Below are 18,527 nucleotides of genomic sequence, written 5' to 3' on the forward strand. Positions count from 1 at the left end.
GAACAGTGGACGTATATGTCTCTTCTGTTCTTTATTTTTTTCTGAAAGTAGAGTGATTTGCTGCATATCTATAAGCGTTGTTTTTTATCAAGAAAAGATTCGTACGCGAGGTGACTTATCGTTTTTTATTCTTTTGATAGAAAAGTAAAACTGTCGTTCATTGATACAGACTAGCATAGCGTCGAACAAAATAGTCCAAGAAAAACATTAGTGGATAATTCCCGATACGGACATAATTTGTCGTGGTCACATTGACGGACAGATCAAATAAGTAAGTTAAGGTATTTTGCGTATGCTGTGTCAGTAAGATCGATTTGGCTTTGCTGTCACTGATTTTTCTGATGAGATCACTGCTTTTATTCAGTAAAGAGCCATAAGAAGAAATCACGATCACGACAGACTGCTCACTAAGCTCATTTACAAATGACTGCTGTGTTTCTTCTGTTTCACCCACAAAGACCAGCTTTTGGCTGAGTAAAAAAGAGGTTTGTAATTCTTTTGCTAACTCCAAGGTCGAGCTGTAGCCGATCAAGACAACCTCTTCTGCTTGGTGGATATCAGCTAAAATTTGATCGACTTGCTCGATATCAATGGTTTGTAAAACATCCTTGACCGCTGTTGTTATTTCATTTCCATAAGAGACAAGATAATTTTTAGGATCATTTGCTAAATCGGTCAGTTCTTGTTCTTTCATTCGTAGTCCATTGTGTTTTTTCATCGAGCCAAAAGAGACGAGTGAATCACGTAATGAGGCAAAATTGGCAATACCAAAATGGCGGCAAAAGCGTGTTAGCGTTGCAGGTGAAACAAAACAGCGTTCGGCAACTTCTGTGATCGTTAGATGTTTCATATCATTTGAATGGGTTAAAAGGTAGAGAATGATTCGTGAGTAGGTAGCATCACGTTTATTTGTATTTAAAAAATGCAGGAAATCAAGTAGGTCAAGCATCAACAAAAAACTCCTTTTCTACAAGTCATTTTCGTAGTCATGAAAATACAGCTCAATCATGAAAATAGCAGGCGCAACAAAAAAATGATTTTGCTCAATCTCGTGCTAAGATAAATTTGTTAGTACTATTATACACTAAATCAATGACCGAGAGGATGGAAAGAAATGAGCGGATTTCCACAAAATTTTTTATGGGGCGGCGCAACTGCGGCCAATCAATTTGAAGGGGCATTTTTAGAAGATAGTAAAGGCTGGTCGACAGCAGATACTGCCCGTTATGTGAAAGAAAATGGCATTAGTATGACCGAATTGCTGAAACCAACAACTAAGGCTGATGTTGAGTTTGCGATGAATGACAAAGAAGGAATTTACCCTAAACGTCACGGTATTGATTTTTACCATAGATATAAAGAAGATATCGCGTTATTTGCAGAAATGGGCTTCAAGACGTTTCGTTTATCGATTTCTTGGCCGCGTATTTTTCCAAATGGTGATGAAGTAGAACCAAATGAAGCTGGTTTAGCATTCTATGATGCTGTATTCGATGAGTGTTTGAAGTATGGTATCGAACCTTTAGTGACGATTTCTCATTATGAATTTCCATTAGGATTGGCATTTAAACAAAATGGCTGGGAAAGTCGGGAAACAATCACAGCCTTTGAGCGCTATGCCAAAGTATTATTCAATCGTTATAAAGACAAAGTGAAGTATTGGTTGACTTTCAATGAAATTAATATCATCGGAATGACTGGTTATTTAAGCGGGGGAATTTTAGCTGATGGGCATCAAAACTTGTTACAGGCACAATATCAAGCTGCACATCACCAATTTATCGCAAGTGCCTTAGCAGTCAAAGCTTGCCATGAAATTATTCCAAATGCCCAAATCGGCTGTATGCTGGCAAGAATGGAAGCTTATCCTGAAACATGTAATCCACTGGATGTTATGGAAAGTATTGATAGTGACCATAATAATCTTTTCTATTCAGATGTTCAAATTCGTGGTTATTACCCAAGCTATATGAATAAATTCTTCCGTGATCATAACATCACGATCCAAAAAGAAGCAGGCGATGATCAAATTCTGCGTGAAGGAACCGTTGACTTTATGTCTTTCAGTTATTACATGAGCAGTATTGCTTCTCATGATAAAGATGGTGATGTCACTGGCGGAAACTTGCTTGGTTCTAAGAAAAATCCTTATTTAAAAGCAAGTGACTGGGGTTGGCAAATCGATCCGGTTGGGTTGCGTGTAACCTTGCATAAGCTTTACGATCGTTACCAAGTACCATTATTTATCGTAGAAAATGGCTTAGGTGCTAAAGATGTTGTTGAAGCTGATGGCAGTGTTCATGACAGCTATCGAATTGACTATTTAAGAAGTCATATTGAGCAAATGGAACAAGCAATCGATGAAGGTGTCGACCTGATCGGCTATACACCATGGGGCTGTATCGATTTGGTCAGTGCTAGTACAAGTGAAATGTCTAAGCGTTACGGCTTTATCTATGTTGATTTAGATGATGAAGGCAAGGGCTCACTTGCTCGTTCACGAAAAGATTCATTTTACTGGTATAAAAAAGTGATCGAAACAAATGGTGCTGATCTAGCATAGCAAAGCGACCTTAGATATCTTTCATGAAAGCGTTGTAATTTCATTCAAGATGTTTTATACTAGAGGCAAGAAAAAAAACTGATAATGACGAGGCAGTCATTTTATAGAGTATGTTACTGAATAATGCAGGCAGAACTCAAATTACCTAGGAATGTCCTTTCCCGGGTAATTTGAGTTTTTTTTCTGGAAAGGAGTAGAAAAGTGAAAGTAAGTCAAATTTTAAACAATAATGTCGCAATCGTAAGTAGAGGAAATAATGAGGTCATCGTGTATGCAAAAGGTCTGGCATTTAGAAAAAAAGTCGGTCAAGTCATCCACGAAAATGAAATCGAAAAGACTTATGTTTTAGATTCTAATGATATGCTGGAGCATTTTAGCTATCTATTGTCTCATTCAGATGCTAGTCATATCACGCTAGTGAATCAAATTATTGCGTATGGAGAAGAAAAATTAAATGAACAGTCAAATGACTATCTAAGTTTGACCTTACTAGATCACATTGAATTTGCATTGAAGCGTGCAGCTAAAGGACAATTTATTCGCAGCCCATTAACTTGGGAAGTAAAGAAATTTTATCCACAGCATTTTGAGATTGGTATGTATGCACTTGATTTGATCAATGAGCAATTTCAAGTGACCTTTCCAGAAGATGAAGCCGTATCGATCGCTCTTCATTTCGTCAATTTGCAGGAGGATAAGAATAATTTGGACGAAACGATTCGTTCGATGGAAAGTGTAAGAGATATTCTATCAATCATTCAGTATCATTTTCAGATCAAACTAGATGAAGGCTCTATGAATTATATGAGACTGATGACTCATTTGCAGTATTTCATTCAGCGTGTGCTGACAAAAAGCAGCCATGAAGAAAGTGATATGATTTTAAATCAGCAAATCAAATCGCTCTACACAGATTCTTTTGAATGTGTGCAAAAAATCAGAGTCTATGTTCAACAAAAATATGCCTGTGATCTGACGATCGATGAGGAAACCTATCTTATGCTTCATATCCATCGAGTGACACATCGGAGTCAAAAAGAGAGGACATAAGAAGATGAAATATCAAACATTTAATGAAAAAATTATCAGATTAGTTGGCGGCAAAGACAATGTTCAAGCGGTTGTACATTGTATGACCCGTTTACGTTTTACGTTAAAAGATCGTTCGAAAGCTCAGACAGAAGAATTGAAAGATTTAGATGGTGTGATCGATGTTGTTTCAAATAACGTGGCCTATCAAGTCATTATCGGTACACATGTCAATGAAGTACATGGAGAACTGATTAGTATGTTAGGCTTAACTTCTGTCACTGAAGAAAATCAAGAAAAAGCAAAGAAAAATCCACTGAAAGCAGTAATGGATCTGTTATCTGAAACAATGACCCCTGTTATTGAGCCGATCATTGCATCGGGATTGTTAGCTGGTTTTCTATCGTTATTTTCGATTACTGGATTGATTTCGGCAGATAGTCCAACCTATCAGTTATTGGATTCCATTCGCTCAGCAGTCTTTTTCTTTTTACCGATATTTATTGCTATGTCTTGTGCAAAACGGTTGAAAGCAAGTCCTTATTTAGCGGTCGCATTAGCAGCAGTTCTTGTGTCAAGTTCGATCAATGATGTAGCTGGGTTAAGTATTTTTGGGATTAAACTGCCGCAAATGATGTATGCCAACTCATTTATTCCGATTATTTTAGCCGTTTGGTTTATGGGACAGTTGACAGTTTTTCTAAATAAGTATGTGCCTAAATTTTTACAATATTTTTTAAATCCGTTGTTGATCATGGTGATTTGTTTACCTGTGACGTTATTGGTATTTGGACCGATCGGTATATGGATCGGTGATGGGATTGGCTGGTTCTTTGAAGTGCTTCATAACACGTTTGGCAGTTGGATCGTTGTGATGCTTTACGCAGCGCTACAGCCATTTTTGATCATGTTAGGTGCTGGGAACTTTATGATGCCGCTCGCGTTGAACTTTGTGAATAAAATGGGATACGATCCAATTTTTCTAGCAGCCGCTACGATTTCTGATATTGCCGTTTCAGGAGCAATGCTAGGATACTTTTTAAGAGCGAAAGATGCGAAGCAAAAACAATTATTTGGAACAGTCAGCTTTAGCGCCTTGATGGGTGTGACCGAACCGGCAATTTATGGTGCTTTTATCAAATTTAGAAGACCGTTTATTGCTGTAATGATCGGTGGCGGTTTAGGTGGACTATTTGCTGGATTGATGAACGTAAAAACCTATTCAATCGTTTGGGGACTGATGGGATTACCATCTTATGCGGATAATCAAGATATATCAAATTTAGTTTTTATGATCATAAGTGTAGTGATCGGCTTTGTTGGCGCTGCGATTGCAGCATTTGTATTAGGAATTCCTCAGGAAGAACAAGCAATCACAAAAAATGAATTAGAAGCTGAAGCGAAAAATCAAGCAGTCGATTTAAGAAAAGTACCGTTGGGAAGTGTAGTTGAAGGAAAAATAGTTCCTTTAGCGCAAATCAAGGATCAAGCCTTTTCTACGGGTGCTTTGGGTAAAGGAATCGGAATTATTCCGACCAGTGATCAAGTGGTGGCACCAATTTCTGGTGAAGTATCAGCTGTTTTTCCGACTAAACATGCGATTGGTCTCAAAACGGAGCAAGGGGTAGAAGTTTTAATTCACATGGGAATCGATACGGTCGAGCTTGATGGACAATATTTTGATACAATTGTGAAGCAAGGTGACAAAGTGACTAAAGGGCAATTATTATCTACCGTTGATTTTGACGGTATAAAAAAAGCAGGGTACGATCCAACCGTTATTGTTGTTATCACCAATACAATGGATTATTTGGATGTGATTCCAGCAGCTCAGGAAGATATTTTTAGCGAGGATGAATGTTTGACTGTGATTCTGTAGAGTTCTATTGCAAAATGAGATAAGGAGTTTTTTGAATGAAAAAAAATGAATTTTTATGGGGCGGCAGCATTGCGGCTCATCAATGTGAAGGAGCATGGGATCAAGAGGGGAAAGGCATTGGAATCATGGATCTAGTAACACAGGGAACCTATGAAATTCCCAGAGAAATTTGCCAAACGATCGATCCAGAGAAATATTACCCGTCCCATGAAGGAATTGATTTTTACCATAGATACCCAGAAGATATTGCTTTATTTGCTGAAATGGGCTTCAAAGCGCTCCGAATTTCTATTGATTGGTCGAGAATTTTTCCTAAGGGGGATGAACAGACACCAAATCAATTAGGGATTGAGTTTTATCAAAAAGTTATTGATGAATTGCTCAAGCATGATATTGAACCGATTGTGACGTTATATCACTTTGAAATGCCGGTTCATTTAGTGAGAGAATATGGCTCATGGGTGAATCCTAAAGTAGTCGATTTTTATCTAAATTATTGTCAAACGATGTTTGAAGCGTTAAAAGGCAAGGTTCGCTATTGGGTAACATTTAATGAGATGAATCATATCGATCCACAAACAGAAGCATCTGATATTTTTACGTATATCATTGCTGGATTGAAATATACTGAAATGGAAAATAAACAGCAAACACTAGCGACTATTAGCTATAACATGACTTTAGCAAGTGTCAAAGCAGTTAAAATCGCTCGAATGATTGATCCAGAAAATCAGGTTGGCTGTGTATTTGGTTTAACACCTGCGTATCCATTGAACTGTGATCCGCAAAACGTGATGAATTCGTTTAAAGAGACGGATCGTGAATGCTATCAAATTGATGCAATGTGTATGGGGAGATTTCCAGAATATAAATTAAAAGAGTACCAAGCGCAAGGAATCGAATTGACTGTTTCAGATGAAGATGCATTAGCCTTTGCACAAGGAAAGTTGGATTTCATTGGGCTAAACTATTATTCTTCCAGCGTTGCGCATTATGAAGGGGATGAGGAAAATGAAGAAACCTTGTTTGGTGGCACTCAAAATCCTTATTTAGAAAAAAGTAAGTGGGGCTGGTCGATTGATCCGACTGGGTTGAGATACCTATTGAATTATATTTATCGTCGTTATGGACTGCCAATCATTATTACGGAAAACGGGTTAGGTGCTATAGATCAAGTTGAAGAAGATGGAACGATCCAAGATGATTATCGAATCGAATATGTCAAAAAGCACATAGAGCAAATGGAAAAAGCCATTGTCGAGGACTATGTAGACTGCTTTGGTTACTTGATGTGGGGACCTATCGACCTAGTTAGTGCTACAACTGGAGAAATGAAGAAACGATATGGTTTTATCTATGTGGATAAAAATGATGATCAGACTGGCAGTTTAGCTCGCTCGAAGAAAGAATCTTTTAGATGGTACCAAAACGTAATTTCAGATAAATTTAATAATTAAATTTATGAAAAGAGCACTTTTGCTAGAAAGCGAAGGTGTTTTTTCATTTTATTTATGTCTTTTATTTCTTTTATTTTAAGAATGAAATGGAAGTTTAGTTCGAAATACTGTACGATTAGAAAAGGACAATAATAAAAAATAGAAACGGATTTGTAGTGCGTATTTATTAGGTAGGAGGAGATTAATAAAGTATATAGATTTAAAACAGTAAAAAAAGTTGTTGGTGAAGTATGGAAAGATGGCGTTTATTTTGTTATGAGGGGAGAAATTTGTTTGTCTGCAAAAAACATAAGAGAGAAAAATACGGAAGATAAAAGAGGTTATTTTTAATAAAAAAATTTCTTGTTCTTTGTAGGAACAAGAAATGAAAAATTAAATTTTGATGAATAAAAAATGTTGGTTTTATAAACAGTCTTATTCATCCAACACCTAGTATTGTACTATTTTTTTATAGATAATGTCAATAGGTATTGCTGTAATTGGTTTTATGAAAATAGTCTTGGTCTTTTATGTTATTAAAAAAACATTCATAATGTTATTCCGTAGCTAATAGATAAGAAATCATAGTGGGAAAAACTTTTATTTTTTAACATTTATGAATGTAAAATTCTCCCCTGTAATATTGGGAACGGATATATGATGCTTGGAAAATACTGTTAAATCAACAATCTTTTATATTTTTTCAAAGCCGTCAAATACGCCGTCACAAATGGAAAAATGAGAGAGGAGTTTTAGAATGGCTAAAAGAGGGGAAAATATATATAAAAGAAAAGACGGTCGTTGGGAAGGTAGATATGTAAAGGAACGAAAGATAGATGGAAAAATTCGTTATGGATATATCTATTCTAGAAAATACTTAGAAGTCAAAAAAAAATTAATGCTTTTAAAAGCTGAAACATTAAAAGAAGATATTTTTCAAATCACATATGATGGTACATTGGGTGACTGGCTGAAACTCTGGCTAGAAACGATTGTTAAACCCAAAGTCAAATTAAGTACGTATAATAGTTATAAAAGTAAAGTTCAGCTGCATATTTTACCGCATTTAGGAGCTATTCCTTTGCAAAAATTATTACCGGCAGAAATTGATCAATGGCTCGTACATTTAAATGCACAACTTTCTTCAAGTTCTGTACATGCTGTACATCGTGTCTTGAAAAACGCTCTTTCTCAAGCACTTAAACAGGGATTGATAGTGAAAAATCCTAGTCTAATGATTGAATTACCCAAATTAGAAAAACAAAGAATAAAAGCATTCTCTAGGCAACAACAAAAGATGATTAAGGAAGCTGCTTTAAAAGAGAAAAAATATCTACCTATTCTGATTGCTTTAGAGACAGGAATGCGCATTGGGGAAATCAGTGCATTGAAATGGACTGATATTAATTTTTCAGAAAAAACAATCCATATACAGCGAACATTGCAACGCTTGCAAGTTGGGATAGGTAAGACTGCTTTGGTTGAGGGAACTCCAAAGACCTTTCAATCAGAAAGAATTTTACCATTATCCAATCAACTAAAAAGCTATTTAATAGAAGAAAAAAAGACATCCTATAGTCCGTACGTTGTCGGAATTAAAGATTCATGTACTGAACCAAGAACTATTAACTATCGTTTCAAAAAATTGCAGGAAGAACTTCAAATTTCACAACTGCCCTTTCATGCATTACGCCATACTTTTGCGACGCGCTGTTTAGAGCTAGGCGTGAACATTGCTACGATCAGTTCAATACTCGGTCACACCTCTACAAAGATGACGCTGGATGTTTACACAAATTCATTTATGCAAGATGAACGTAAAGCAATGGAAAAAGTCGCAGCAATTTAAAATAAAAAATGTTGAGAACATGTTTGAAAAAATGTGTTTTCAGCATTTTTTTTATAGCTATTTCCACCCTATAGCCGTCAGCTAAGCCGTCATACATCGAATAAAGCACGAGAATTAGACACCAAAAAAAGCTTTCTTGTTCCTACAAAAAAGAAGAAATGAAAAGCCAACTGGACGCGCCTTGATCTATTATGTTCTGTACTTTATTATATGGATTTTTTTGGTCGTGTCCATTATTTTACTTTGAGTGGATACTAATTGATTTTGGTATTTAACAAAAATATTATTTTGGAGGTATTGGTTCATGAAGAACAACAAAAATTTCAGAAAAGACGATTTAAGTCCTGAAAGCAACACAAAGAAGATTTACAAGATGTACAAGAGAAAAAAACAATGGGTAGTAGCACCTGTCGTATTTGCTATGTTACTTAATGCGGCTAGTCCTGTCGCGGCTTTAGCTGTATCAGATGTAGAACAAACAGAAGCGGCAACTACACAAGTTAGAGCTGTTGATGATGAGCTGCAAAAACTGATTGAGCAAGCAGAAATGAATATCAATGCCTTAGTTTCTTTAACACCCGAAGCAAAAACAACTTATATTACAGCGATTAAAGGAGCAGACGATAAGGCAGAAGTAGAAGCACAATTACTAGAAGCTTACAAGGAAGATGTCGCAGAAGCAACAAAAGCAGTAGAAGCGTCTTACTCTGGTCAAATTGATGCATTGGCTTCTTTATCAGCAGATCAAAAGACACAAATTAAAACAACTATCACAACTGCATTGAATCTAGAGGTATTAAAAACGACGTTTAACGATATCACGAATTCAAATGATTATGCTACATTCAAGGGTGCATTTGACCAACAGTTAGCCAAAAATAAAGAAGCTGCGGACACTTTAGTAAAAGATGCCGTTGCATTGAACAACGCTCTTGCGGATCTTCCGAATTACAGACTAGAGCAAAAAGCTGTGATTAATGGCTTGAGCCAACTCCAAGGAATTGAAAAACAAGGGCTTCACACAGCAATTGATAAAGCAGATGATAAAGCTGCAATTGATGCAGTCGTAGCTGGAGCGAAATCAGAAAACCAAACAAGATTAGCAGCAGCAATAACTGATAAGGTTGCCGTTTTGAAGGCAGAAACTGCAAAAATAACAGGATTAAACGCATCTAAAGAAACAGAGCTTAATGCAAAAATCGATACAGCAGCAGCTACTAATGATGATGCTGCATTAGCCGCTTTGAATGCATTAACTGCTGAAGTAGAAAAAGCTGTAGCAGATGTAATTGCTAACGATGTACAGGCACAACTAAATGCTGCAAAATCTGACTTAAAAGCAGTTATCTCAACTGACAAGAAAAACAATGAGTTGATTACAGCAGCAGACGTAAGTGCCTTCAACAGCAAAGTTGATGCAGCCAAAACGCTCGATGCTGTTGCCGCTGTACAAGCTGAATGGGAAGATTTCGTTGAAGTAACAAACATTAAAGGAAAAGATATATTTGCAGCTCGTACAAAAGCTAAAGACTTGATTAGTGACTTAACAACAATGGATCCAATATTGAATGCACAATACTTAACAAATGTTGATTTAGCAACAACTCCAGAAGCTGTTGCAGCGGTTGTTGCCTCTGCACAAGCAGACGAACGCAAAGCAATAGAAAAAAATGCAGCTGAATTAAAAGCAGCAAAAGACCAAGCAATCAAAGAAATTAATGCGCTTGGAAACCTAACAAAAGCTGAGAAAAAAGCAAAAACTGATGCAGTAGAAGCTGCAACAGAAAAAAGTGTAATTGCTGATTTAGTGAAGGCAGCAAAAGAAGCTGATGCAACTAAGGTATTACTTGCTGAACAAAAAGCAGCGAAAGATAAAATTGATGCGTTAGAGTATCTATCTGTTGGAGCGAAAGCTACTGCCAAAGCTAACGTTGACTTAGCAACAGACTCAGCTGGTATTACTAAAGTGTTAAACGAAGCGATCTATGACAATTATCAAGCAGGTGTTATCAATGCAGAAGTTGAATTAGACGAAGCAAAAACGATTGCTAAAGAAGCTGTAGGTAAATTAGAAAACCTAACTACAACACAAAAAAATGCAGCTCTTAATGATATTACAAAAGCAACTGATAAAGCAGCTGTAACAAATGTGTTAAATGCAGCAAAAGATCTTGATCAACAAAATGCAGATGCAAAAGAAGATGCTAAAACGTTAGAAAAAGCAAAAGAAGATGCTAAAGCTGTTATCGATGCTTTGAAATATTTAACTCAAGAAGTGAAAAATGGTTATAAAGCTGAAATAACGAATGCTAAAGATATACCGGCGGTTGCAGCAATTGAAACAAGAGCCAAAAATGAAGATGCGGATATAAAAGCAACAGAAGTAGCTTTGGAAAGCAGAAAAAAAGTTTTAGTAACTAAAATCAATGCTTCAGATAAACTAACTGCAGCAGATAAGCTATCGTTGATTGCTCAGACAATTGAATGCCAATCAATAGCAGAAGTTGATGCTCTAGAGGGTAAAGTTGATCAATTGATTTTGGATCGTACAGTAGAAGCTGCTGAAGGAGCTTCAGCAAAAGCAGAAATCAAAGCAGCAATCGGTCAATTAAATGAATTATCTCCTGAGCAAAAAATTGCGTACCAAGCTAAAGTAGACAAAGCTGATAAAAAAGCTGATATGGTTGCAGTCTACAATGAAGCAAAAGCAGAACACAATAGAATTTTTGATCAAAAGATCATCAACAATATCACTAAATTACTTGCTTCAGGGTCTTATGTAGAAGCACAAAAAGCAATCAACAACTTAAGAACTGATAGCACACGTAAAGAATACCAAGCAAAACTAGATAACAGTATTGCTTTGGCTGCCGCTAAAGCAGAAGCCAATAAACAAATCGATGCTCTAGAAAACCTAAGTGTAGAAGAAAAAGCAAAGGCAAAAGAAAAAATCTCTAAGCTGACAACAACAGAAGCTGTAGACAAAGAAGTTGCAGCATTAGTCAAAGCAGATAATCTTGCTCATGACAAAGATTTAATCGAAATGGCAACTCTACAAATCAAAGTAAAAGACTTTGAAGCAGCAGCGAAAACAATCGAAAAAATTCGCGATCCTGAGACAAAAGCGAAATTGCAAAAACAATTAGAGGATGCACAAAAAGTTGCACCAACAATCAAAGCTCAAGGTCATGTCAGCAAAATCGGTTGGCAAAAAACTGTTGATATGAATGAAATTATTGGTACAACAGGTAGAAAATTAGCTCTTGAAGCAGTGAAAATTGACCTAGCTGATGTAGAAATGCCTGAAGGTGCGAAGAAACTTGAGGGTGGTATTGAATACCGTGCTCACGTTCGTAATATTGGTTGGCAAAAATATGTTTCAAATGGTGCTTTAGCTGGTACGACAGGGAAATCTCTACAAATGGAAGCTATTCAAATTAAATTGACAGGCGAATTAGCAGAGAAATACAATGTTGAGTACCGTGCTCACGTGAAAGATATCGGTTGGCAAAAATATGTTTCAAACGGAACTATTGCGGGTACAACTGGAAAATCTCTTAGAATGGAAGCTGTTCAAATCCGTTTAGTAGAGAAAAAATAGAAGCTTTACTTTAGAAGCCCATGCTTAAATACAATAGTTAATAGACAAAACAGTACAGCAGCTAGAATAATTTCTGGTTGTTGTACTGTTTTTTATAATAACTAAAAATGTTAACGGACATATTTGTGTATTAAAAACTGTTTCAAATGGTATTGTCTGTTATATAAAATATAGTTTTTTCTTATAAAATAGGACTTTTCTAAGCAAATATATGTAATTTTATAATTGAGAATGTTAGACTGTTTTTGAAAGCACTTTAATAGAAAAGAGGAAGAAAATGTATTATGTCGTGATGCCCTCTCGTGATATCCGTCGGAACCTGGCTACAGAACAATACATATTGAACCATAAGCAGTTTGACGAGCCTGTAGTCTTATTCTATATTCAGAACCCTTGTGTGATTGTCGGTCGTAATCAAAATGTCCGAGCAGAGGTCGATTTAAACTATGCTAAAGAAAAGAATATTACCATTACACGTAGATTGTCTGGCGGCGGTGCCGTCTATGACGACCTGGGTAATCTTAGCTTTAGTTTTGTGGTGAATGCAGATCACGAAGCATTCGGTGATTTCAAACGCTTCACGCAACCAATTCTTGATGCGCTGCATGAATTGGGAGCCGTTGATGCAGAAATCAGTGGACGTAATGATCTATTGATCGATGGGAAAAAATTTTCTGGTAATGCGATGTACACTAAAAACAAAAAAATGTATTCTCATGGTACATTGATGTTAGATGTAAATCTAGATGAAGTTAGTCGGGTACTGACAGTTTCTGAAAAGAAGCTTGCATCAAAAGGAACAAAATCTGTCAGAAGTCGAGTAACAAATCTAAAACCCTATTTATCTGAACGATACCAAGCGATTACTACAGAAGCTTTTCGAGATCATTTACTTTTACATTTATTTAACGCTAATACATTGGCTGAAATAAAAGAATACGAGTACTTGTTAACGAAAGAAGATGAGTTAGCTATCGATCAGCTTGTAACTGATATTTATGGAAATGATGAGTGGATTTTCGGAGAAGAACCTAAATTTACAATCCAGCGAGAAGAAAAATTTCAAGGTGGGCTGATTGAAGCAAATATTTCTGTAGAAAAAGGACGAATTTCCGCAATCGCGATCTATGGGGATTATTTTAGCCAAAAAGAGACGAAAGAAATCGAACAACTGTTAATTGGCTGTGAGTATCAACGTGAGGCAATCAACCATAGATTGAAGGATATTCCGATAAATGAATACTTTAATAATGTAACCAAAGACGAGTTTCTGCAGCTAATGGTAGATTAATTCGGAGGAAATCAGATGATAATATTTAACCAAGTATCAAAAAGTTATGATCATAATGGGGCGAGAATTTCTGCTTTAAAAGACATTAATCTACAAATCGAAAACCATGAGATTTTCGGAGTGATCGGTGAAAGCGGCTCGGGAAAATCAACCTTATTACGAATGATCAATACATTGGAACAACCCGATCAAGGTCAGATCCTGGTAGATAATCATGACATTACAACCTTTAATGAAGCCGAAGAACGTCGTAGCCGAAAAAAAATCGGCATGATTTTTCAACAATTCAATTTGCTCTATAATCAAACAGTTAAGGAAAATATCGGACTGCCGCTACGTTTAAATAAAGTGTATGATGAAACAAAAATTCAAAAAGTACTCGAGTTTGTTCATTTAGAGGAAAAAGCTGATCATTACCCTAAACAGCTAAGCGGCGGTGAAAAGCAACGTGTAGGAATCGCACGTGCGTTGATCACCGATCCAGAAATTTTGTTATGTGATGAACCGACTTCTGCGTTAGACGGACAAAATGCATCTGATGTGACTCAACTTTTGCGAAAAATCAATCAAACATTTGGAACGACGATGGTTATTGTCAGCCATGAATTGACTCTGATCAAACAGTTGTGTGACCGTACGGCTATTTTGGACAAAGGGCAGATGCAGGAAATTATAGTATTGGAAAAGAGCGAGCAACAGCCAATCTTTGATTCTTACTACGAACGTATTCGGGAGAGCTTAAAATGATTGTAGAATATATAGAAAAAATCACTTATTATCTTCCTGAATTAGGAAAAGCTTTGCAAGAAAGTGGCATGATGCTGTTGATTTCAATTGTGATCGGCACCATTTTCGGATTGCCTTTAGGGACCTTTGTCTATTTAGCCAAACAAATGCCAACAAAATCAAATCATTTTATCGGTGTTTGTTTAAATGGGTATATCAATATCGTTCGCTCATTTCCCTTTTTATTATTTGTGGTTGCCTTGATTCCGTTTACGCGATTTGTTTTAGGCACAGCCTTTGGAACATACGCTGCGGCATTTCCCTTAAGCTTTGTGACCGTCGCGATATACGCACGTCTCGTGGAACAGGTACTGCTTGAAGTGCCTAAGGATATTTTAGAGTTGGCTCAAGCTTTAGGGAGTACAAAGAGGCAGTTGATCTTTCGTTTTTTATATGTAGAAGCACGTTCAGGGTTGGTTTTAGCGTTGACCTCAGTTGTGATCAGTATGGTTTCGTATTCTACCGTGATGGGCGTGGTCGGAGGTGGCGGGATCGGTGATTTCGCTTTACGCTACGGCTATCAGCGCTACGAGTATGAAGTGATGTATACGGCGATTGTATTAATGATCGTTTTTGTTAGTCTGATTCAAATTAGCGGCAGTTGGGCTGCTAAGAGAATAAATAAAAAATAAGTGATAGGAGCAAAAGATGAAGAAGTTATTGATCAGTATGTTAGTGGTTACAGGATTGGTAGTTGTAGGATGCGGTGGACAAAAGGACAAAGCTGTTACAGGAAAAAAAGAAGACAAAGTTATTAAAGTCGCTTCTCATATCCCTTCAACAGTTGAAGTGGTTGAATTGGCTGGCAAAAATATTGAAGATGGCTATAAAGTAGAGCTAGTCCAAGTCAATGATAATATTCAATACAATGAGCTGTTGAATGCCAAAGAAATTGATGCAAATTTTGCGCAGCACGAGCCATTTATGCAAAAATTTAATGAAGAAAAAGATGGCAATCTGGTGGTTGTTCAAAAAATCTACAATGCGAAGGTCGGTTTTTATTCGAAAGAGTACAAAGACATCACCGATCTGCCTGATGGAGCCAGAATTGCATTGCCGAGTGATGTTTCAAATGAAGGCCGCGCACTAGCGATTTTAGATGAGGCTGGTTTGATTGAGCTAAAAGAAGGTGTTGGTTTTAACGGAACGATCAAGGATATTGTCGAAAATCCTAAAAAGTTTGAGTGGATTTCTGTTGATTTGTTGAACTTGGCAGAAGCTTATAATGAAAAGGACATTGCGATGGTCTACAATTATCCAACGTATATTGCCAAAATCGGTTTGACACCGAAAGATGCCATTTTATTAGAAAAAAAAGTTGATGAACGTTTTGCGATAAGTTTAGTTGCTCGAGAAGACAACAAAGACTCAGATAAAATTCAAGCACTGAAAAAGGCAATGACCAGTGACGAGGTCAGAGAGCTTTTAGAGACAAAATACAGTGAAACATTAACACCAGCATTTTAAAAAAGCGACCGTTAATCTCAGCCATAAAGCTGAAATCAACGGTCGTTTTCATTATCCCATGATATTATTATTTTCTGCCGCTAATTCGATTTCTTTAGCATAATTACTTATCGTCATTTGATAGCTGTCCATCGAAGTCAGATCATGTTCGATGTGGCTTAAACGTGTATTTAATTCATTGATTTTTACTAAGGTTTGTTCTAAAACTTCAAGCATACGTTCATCTGTACTCATCGTATTGTTCCTCCGAATCAATTATTGTTCTTCTAAGTTTTCAATAGGTGCTGTGGTGTAATCTACTGCTTTTGATCGATAGAAAAGTGCATAAAGAATTGTGCAGGCAACAGGAATCATAGCGGCTGTGAAATACATTTCCTGAAAAGATAAGAAGTTTCGCAATTCCCCTAAAATATAAGGACCAACCCCTAAACCTAAATCTAAGCCGATAAAATAAGTAGATAAAGCAATGCCGATGCGGTGACTATTTGGACTAGCTTTCAAACAAATCGCCTGTCCATTAGACATAAAGGTACCATAACCAAGGCCAATCAGTCCGCCAGACACAAATAACATCCAACTAGATGTTGTGATACTTAAGAAAAGCAGTCCTGCAGTCAAGAAAATGAAGCTAGGATACATGACTGCATTTTCTCCACGAGCATCGAAAATTCGGCCAGAGAGCGGTCGTGTTGCTGTAATAACTAATGCATAGACAACGAAAAAGAACGAGCTAGCACTAACCAGATCAATCGCTTTGGCATAAGAGGAAAGAAAAGATAAAACACTTGAATAAGATAAGCCCATCAAGAAACCGATAAATGCAATAAACAAGACTTTCTTTTCAATAAAACTATCCCAGCTCCAGCGAGATAAGCTTGCACGATGTTCTGGTGTCAGCTGAATATTTTTCACCGGAAAAATGAAACAGGCTACAGTGGTAAGCAAAATAAGAATGATTGAAAATAAGATAATAAAGTAAAAGTTCATTGTGTTCAATAGCACCATGCCGATAAAAGGCCCAATAGCAGCTGCTAAGCTGGTACTCAAACCATAATAGTTGATTCCTTCACCATGTCTTGATTTTGGAATATAGGCTGTGACGATCGCATTGGTTGCTGTAGAGACAGTACCGTAGCCAAATCCATTTAGTAAACGAACCAAATAAAGAATACCAATACTTGGAATATAAAGATAAGCAATCGTTGTGATCAAATAAAACAAGGCTCCATATCTCAAAACCGCTTTTCTACCAATTAATTCCAGTGTTTTCCCCATAAATAATCTGGCAAATAATGTTCCAATAATATAAATCCCGGAAGCAAGTCCAGCTTGTCCTAAAGAGGCATGCAGTGTATCTTGTGCAATAACGGCAATGATCACCATCAATAAGTAATAAACTAAGTAGACAATGAAATTGATCAAGGTGATACTGATGAATCCTTTGTTAAATAATTTTTCTTTTGATTGTTCCGACATTTTCTGACGTTCCTTCTTTCTGTGATCGTTAAATATGAAAATACAACAAATTTTCTGAAATATCTTTGTAGGTGTTACTATACAAAAAAATTGCTGGAAAAAAATGCGGTTTTGTAGTAAAAAAACGTTTAAAACAAAAAAACAAAACAAAAGTCATTAACATTTGTTATTGTTTTTTGATGTGATATCCTATTAAATAGGAATGACAATAAAATGGATAGGGAGCGCAACGCTGATGGATAGTCATGTACTACAAGAATATTTGGATAAACATTCTTTTCGAGTTGTTGTAAAGAAAAGAAAAAATTACCTTACTTATGAAGGACTACAGGATCGTTATGCTTACGTACTAAAAAGCGGAATCATCAAGACCAGCGTTATTTCTCCTGATGGTCGAGAGTTTAATTTGAGGTATATCAATAATTTAGAAATCGTTTCCCTTTTGAGAGATGAGTATTCTCAATTTATTGATGCACCGTTCAATATTCGTGTAGAATCGGAACAAGCTGAATTGTATCAGATTGACCGTGTACAGTTTTGGAAGGACATCAATCAAAGCAAAAACCTGCAAATGTATGTGAAAGATTATTATCGTGAGCGCTTGATGTACTCAATGAAGAAGATGCAGCAGATGTTGATGAATGGTAAATTTGGTGCAGTTTGCACACAAATTTATGAATTGTACGATACGTTTGGCATTACGACAAAGGAAGGATTGTTGATCGATTTTGTCGTAACAAATGAAGAAATCGCCCATTTTTGCGGAATCACTTCTGCCAGCAGTGTGAATCGAATGATGCAGCAGTTGAAGGAATCAGGAGCGATCAAGATGCAGGATAGAAAGATTTTGATTACGGATTTAGACATGTTGAAGGATCATATTATTTTGTGAGGGAAAAAAGTTATTTTAAGAGGTAGAAGCATTGTAATCAAAAGATTATGATGTTTTTTTGTGTTATCGGATAATTTTTTATAAATGACTATTTTTTAGTTATATGTACGTTAATATAAAAAATATGTATCATTGTGTTGCGGTTTAGCGTATAATAATAGCCAAATAACTATAAATTATTTGGAGGTTATAAAATGAATTATTTATTACCCCAGAAACTTTTACACAAACAGCTGCAACCACTAATAGATAATGATA

Annotated in this window: 14 protein-coding genes; 11 read left to right on the plus strand and 3 right to left on the minus strand. The window is 36.3% G+C overall.

The features are described from left to right. Nucleotides 1–157: 157 nt before the first annotated feature. The gene (locus BCR25_RS04140; protein ID WP_069662362.1) at nucleotides 158–949 is read right to left on the minus strand and encodes a MurR/RpiR family transcriptional regulator; all 792 of its coding nucleotides are present in this window, start codon (nucleotides 947–949) and stop codon (nucleotides 158–160) included. 165 nt (nucleotides 950–1,114) lie between these two features. Between BCR25_RS04140 and BCR25_RS04145 the strand changes: the two genes are divergently transcribed. From BCR25_RS04145 to BCR25_RS04190, 10 genes are all read left to right on the plus strand, one after another. Beyond that, nucleotides 1,115–2,563: a glycoside hydrolase family 1 protein gene (locus BCR25_RS04145; RefSeq protein WP_069662363.1), complete on the plus strand. Its 1,449-nt coding sequence runs from the start codon at nucleotides 1,115–1,117 to the stop codon at nucleotides 2,561–2,563. Between the two features lie 201 nt (nucleotides 2,564–2,764). After that, the gene (locus tag BCR25_RS04150) at nucleotides 2,765–3,613 is read left to right on the plus strand and encodes a PRD domain-containing protein (protein ID WP_069662364.1); all 849 of its coding nucleotides are present in this window, start codon (nucleotides 2,765–2,767) and stop codon (nucleotides 3,611–3,613) included. 4 nt (nucleotides 3,614–3,617) lie between these two features. Beyond that, nucleotides 3,618–5,471, plus strand: coding sequence for a beta-glucoside-specific PTS transporter subunit IIABC (locus tag BCR25_RS04155; protein ID WP_069662365.1), 1,854 nt, complete (start codon nucleotides 3,618–3,620; stop codon nucleotides 5,469–5,471). A gap of 35 nt (nucleotides 5,472–5,506) precedes the next feature. Beyond that, nucleotides 5,507–6,928, plus strand: a complete 1,422-nt coding sequence (locus BCR25_RS04160; protein ID WP_069662366.1) for a family 1 glycosylhydrolase — start codon at nucleotides 5,507–5,509, stop codon at nucleotides 6,926–6,928. A gap of 736 nt (nucleotides 6,929–7,664) precedes the next feature. Further along, entirely contained in the window at nucleotides 7,665–8,756 is a 1,092-nt protein-coding gene (locus BCR25_RS04165; RefSeq protein WP_069662367.1) for a tyrosine-type recombinase/integrase, read from the plus strand. A gap of 304 nt (nucleotides 8,757–9,060) precedes the next feature. Further along, nucleotides 9,061–12,357 (plus strand): KxYKxGKxW signal peptide domain-containing protein, encoded by a 3,297-nt coding sequence (locus tag BCR25_RS04170; RefSeq protein WP_069662368.1) that lies wholly within the window; start codon nucleotides 9,061–9,063, stop codon nucleotides 12,355–12,357. 277 nt (nucleotides 12,358–12,634) lie between these two features. After that, nucleotides 12,635–13,648 (plus strand): lipoate--protein ligase, encoded by a 1,014-nt coding sequence (lplA, locus tag BCR25_RS04175; RefSeq protein WP_069662369.1) that lies wholly within the window; start codon nucleotides 12,635–12,637, stop codon nucleotides 13,646–13,648. A gap of 15 nt (nucleotides 13,649–13,663) precedes the next feature. Next, nucleotides 13,664–14,395 carry a methionine ABC transporter ATP-binding protein gene (locus BCR25_RS04180; RefSeq protein WP_069662370.1) on the plus strand — a complete coding sequence of 244 codons (732 nt, stop codon included), beginning with the start codon at nucleotides 13,664–13,666 and terminating at the stop codon, nucleotides 14,393–14,395. Next, nucleotides 14,392–15,066, plus strand: coding sequence for a methionine ABC transporter permease (locus tag BCR25_RS04185; protein ID WP_069662371.1), 675 nt, complete (start codon nucleotides 14,392–14,394; stop codon nucleotides 15,064–15,066). The genes BCR25_RS04180 and BCR25_RS04185 overlap by 4 nt, the downstream gene beginning before the upstream one ends. A gap of 16 nt (nucleotides 15,067–15,082) precedes the next feature. Continuing rightward, the gene (locus BCR25_RS04190; RefSeq protein WP_069662372.1) at nucleotides 15,083–15,901 is read left to right on the plus strand and encodes a MetQ/NlpA family ABC transporter substrate-binding protein; all 819 of its coding nucleotides are present in this window, start codon (nucleotides 15,083–15,085) and stop codon (nucleotides 15,899–15,901) included. Nucleotides 15,902–15,952: 51 nt separating this feature from the next. Here the strand turns inward: BCR25_RS04190 and BCR25_RS04195 are convergent, their stop codons facing one another. Both BCR25_RS04195 and BCR25_RS04200 read right to left on the minus strand, forming a co-directional pair. Then, entirely contained in the window at nucleotides 15,953–16,135 is a 183-nt protein-coding gene (locus BCR25_RS04195) for a hypothetical protein (protein WP_069662373.1), read from the minus strand. Between the two features lie 21 nt (nucleotides 16,136–16,156). Beyond that, nucleotides 16,157–17,377 carry an MFS transporter gene (locus BCR25_RS04200; protein WP_069662374.1) on the minus strand — a complete coding sequence of 407 codons (1,221 nt, stop codon included), beginning with the start codon at nucleotides 17,375–17,377 and terminating at the stop codon, nucleotides 16,157–16,159. 235 nt (nucleotides 17,378–17,612) lie between these two features. On the opposite strand from BCR25_RS04200, the gene BCR25_RS04205 reads away from it, so the two are divergent. Beyond that, nucleotides 17,613–18,269, plus strand: a complete 657-nt coding sequence (locus BCR25_RS04205; protein WP_069662375.1) for a Crp/Fnr family transcriptional regulator — start codon at nucleotides 17,613–17,615, stop codon at nucleotides 18,267–18,269. The last annotated feature ends 258 nt before the right edge of the window (nucleotides 18,270–18,527 follow it).

The organism is Enterococcus termitis, from assembly GCF_001730305.1.
Taxonomy (GTDB): Bacteria; Bacillota; Bacilli; order Lactobacillales; family Enterococcaceae; genus Enterococcus_L; species Enterococcus_L termitis.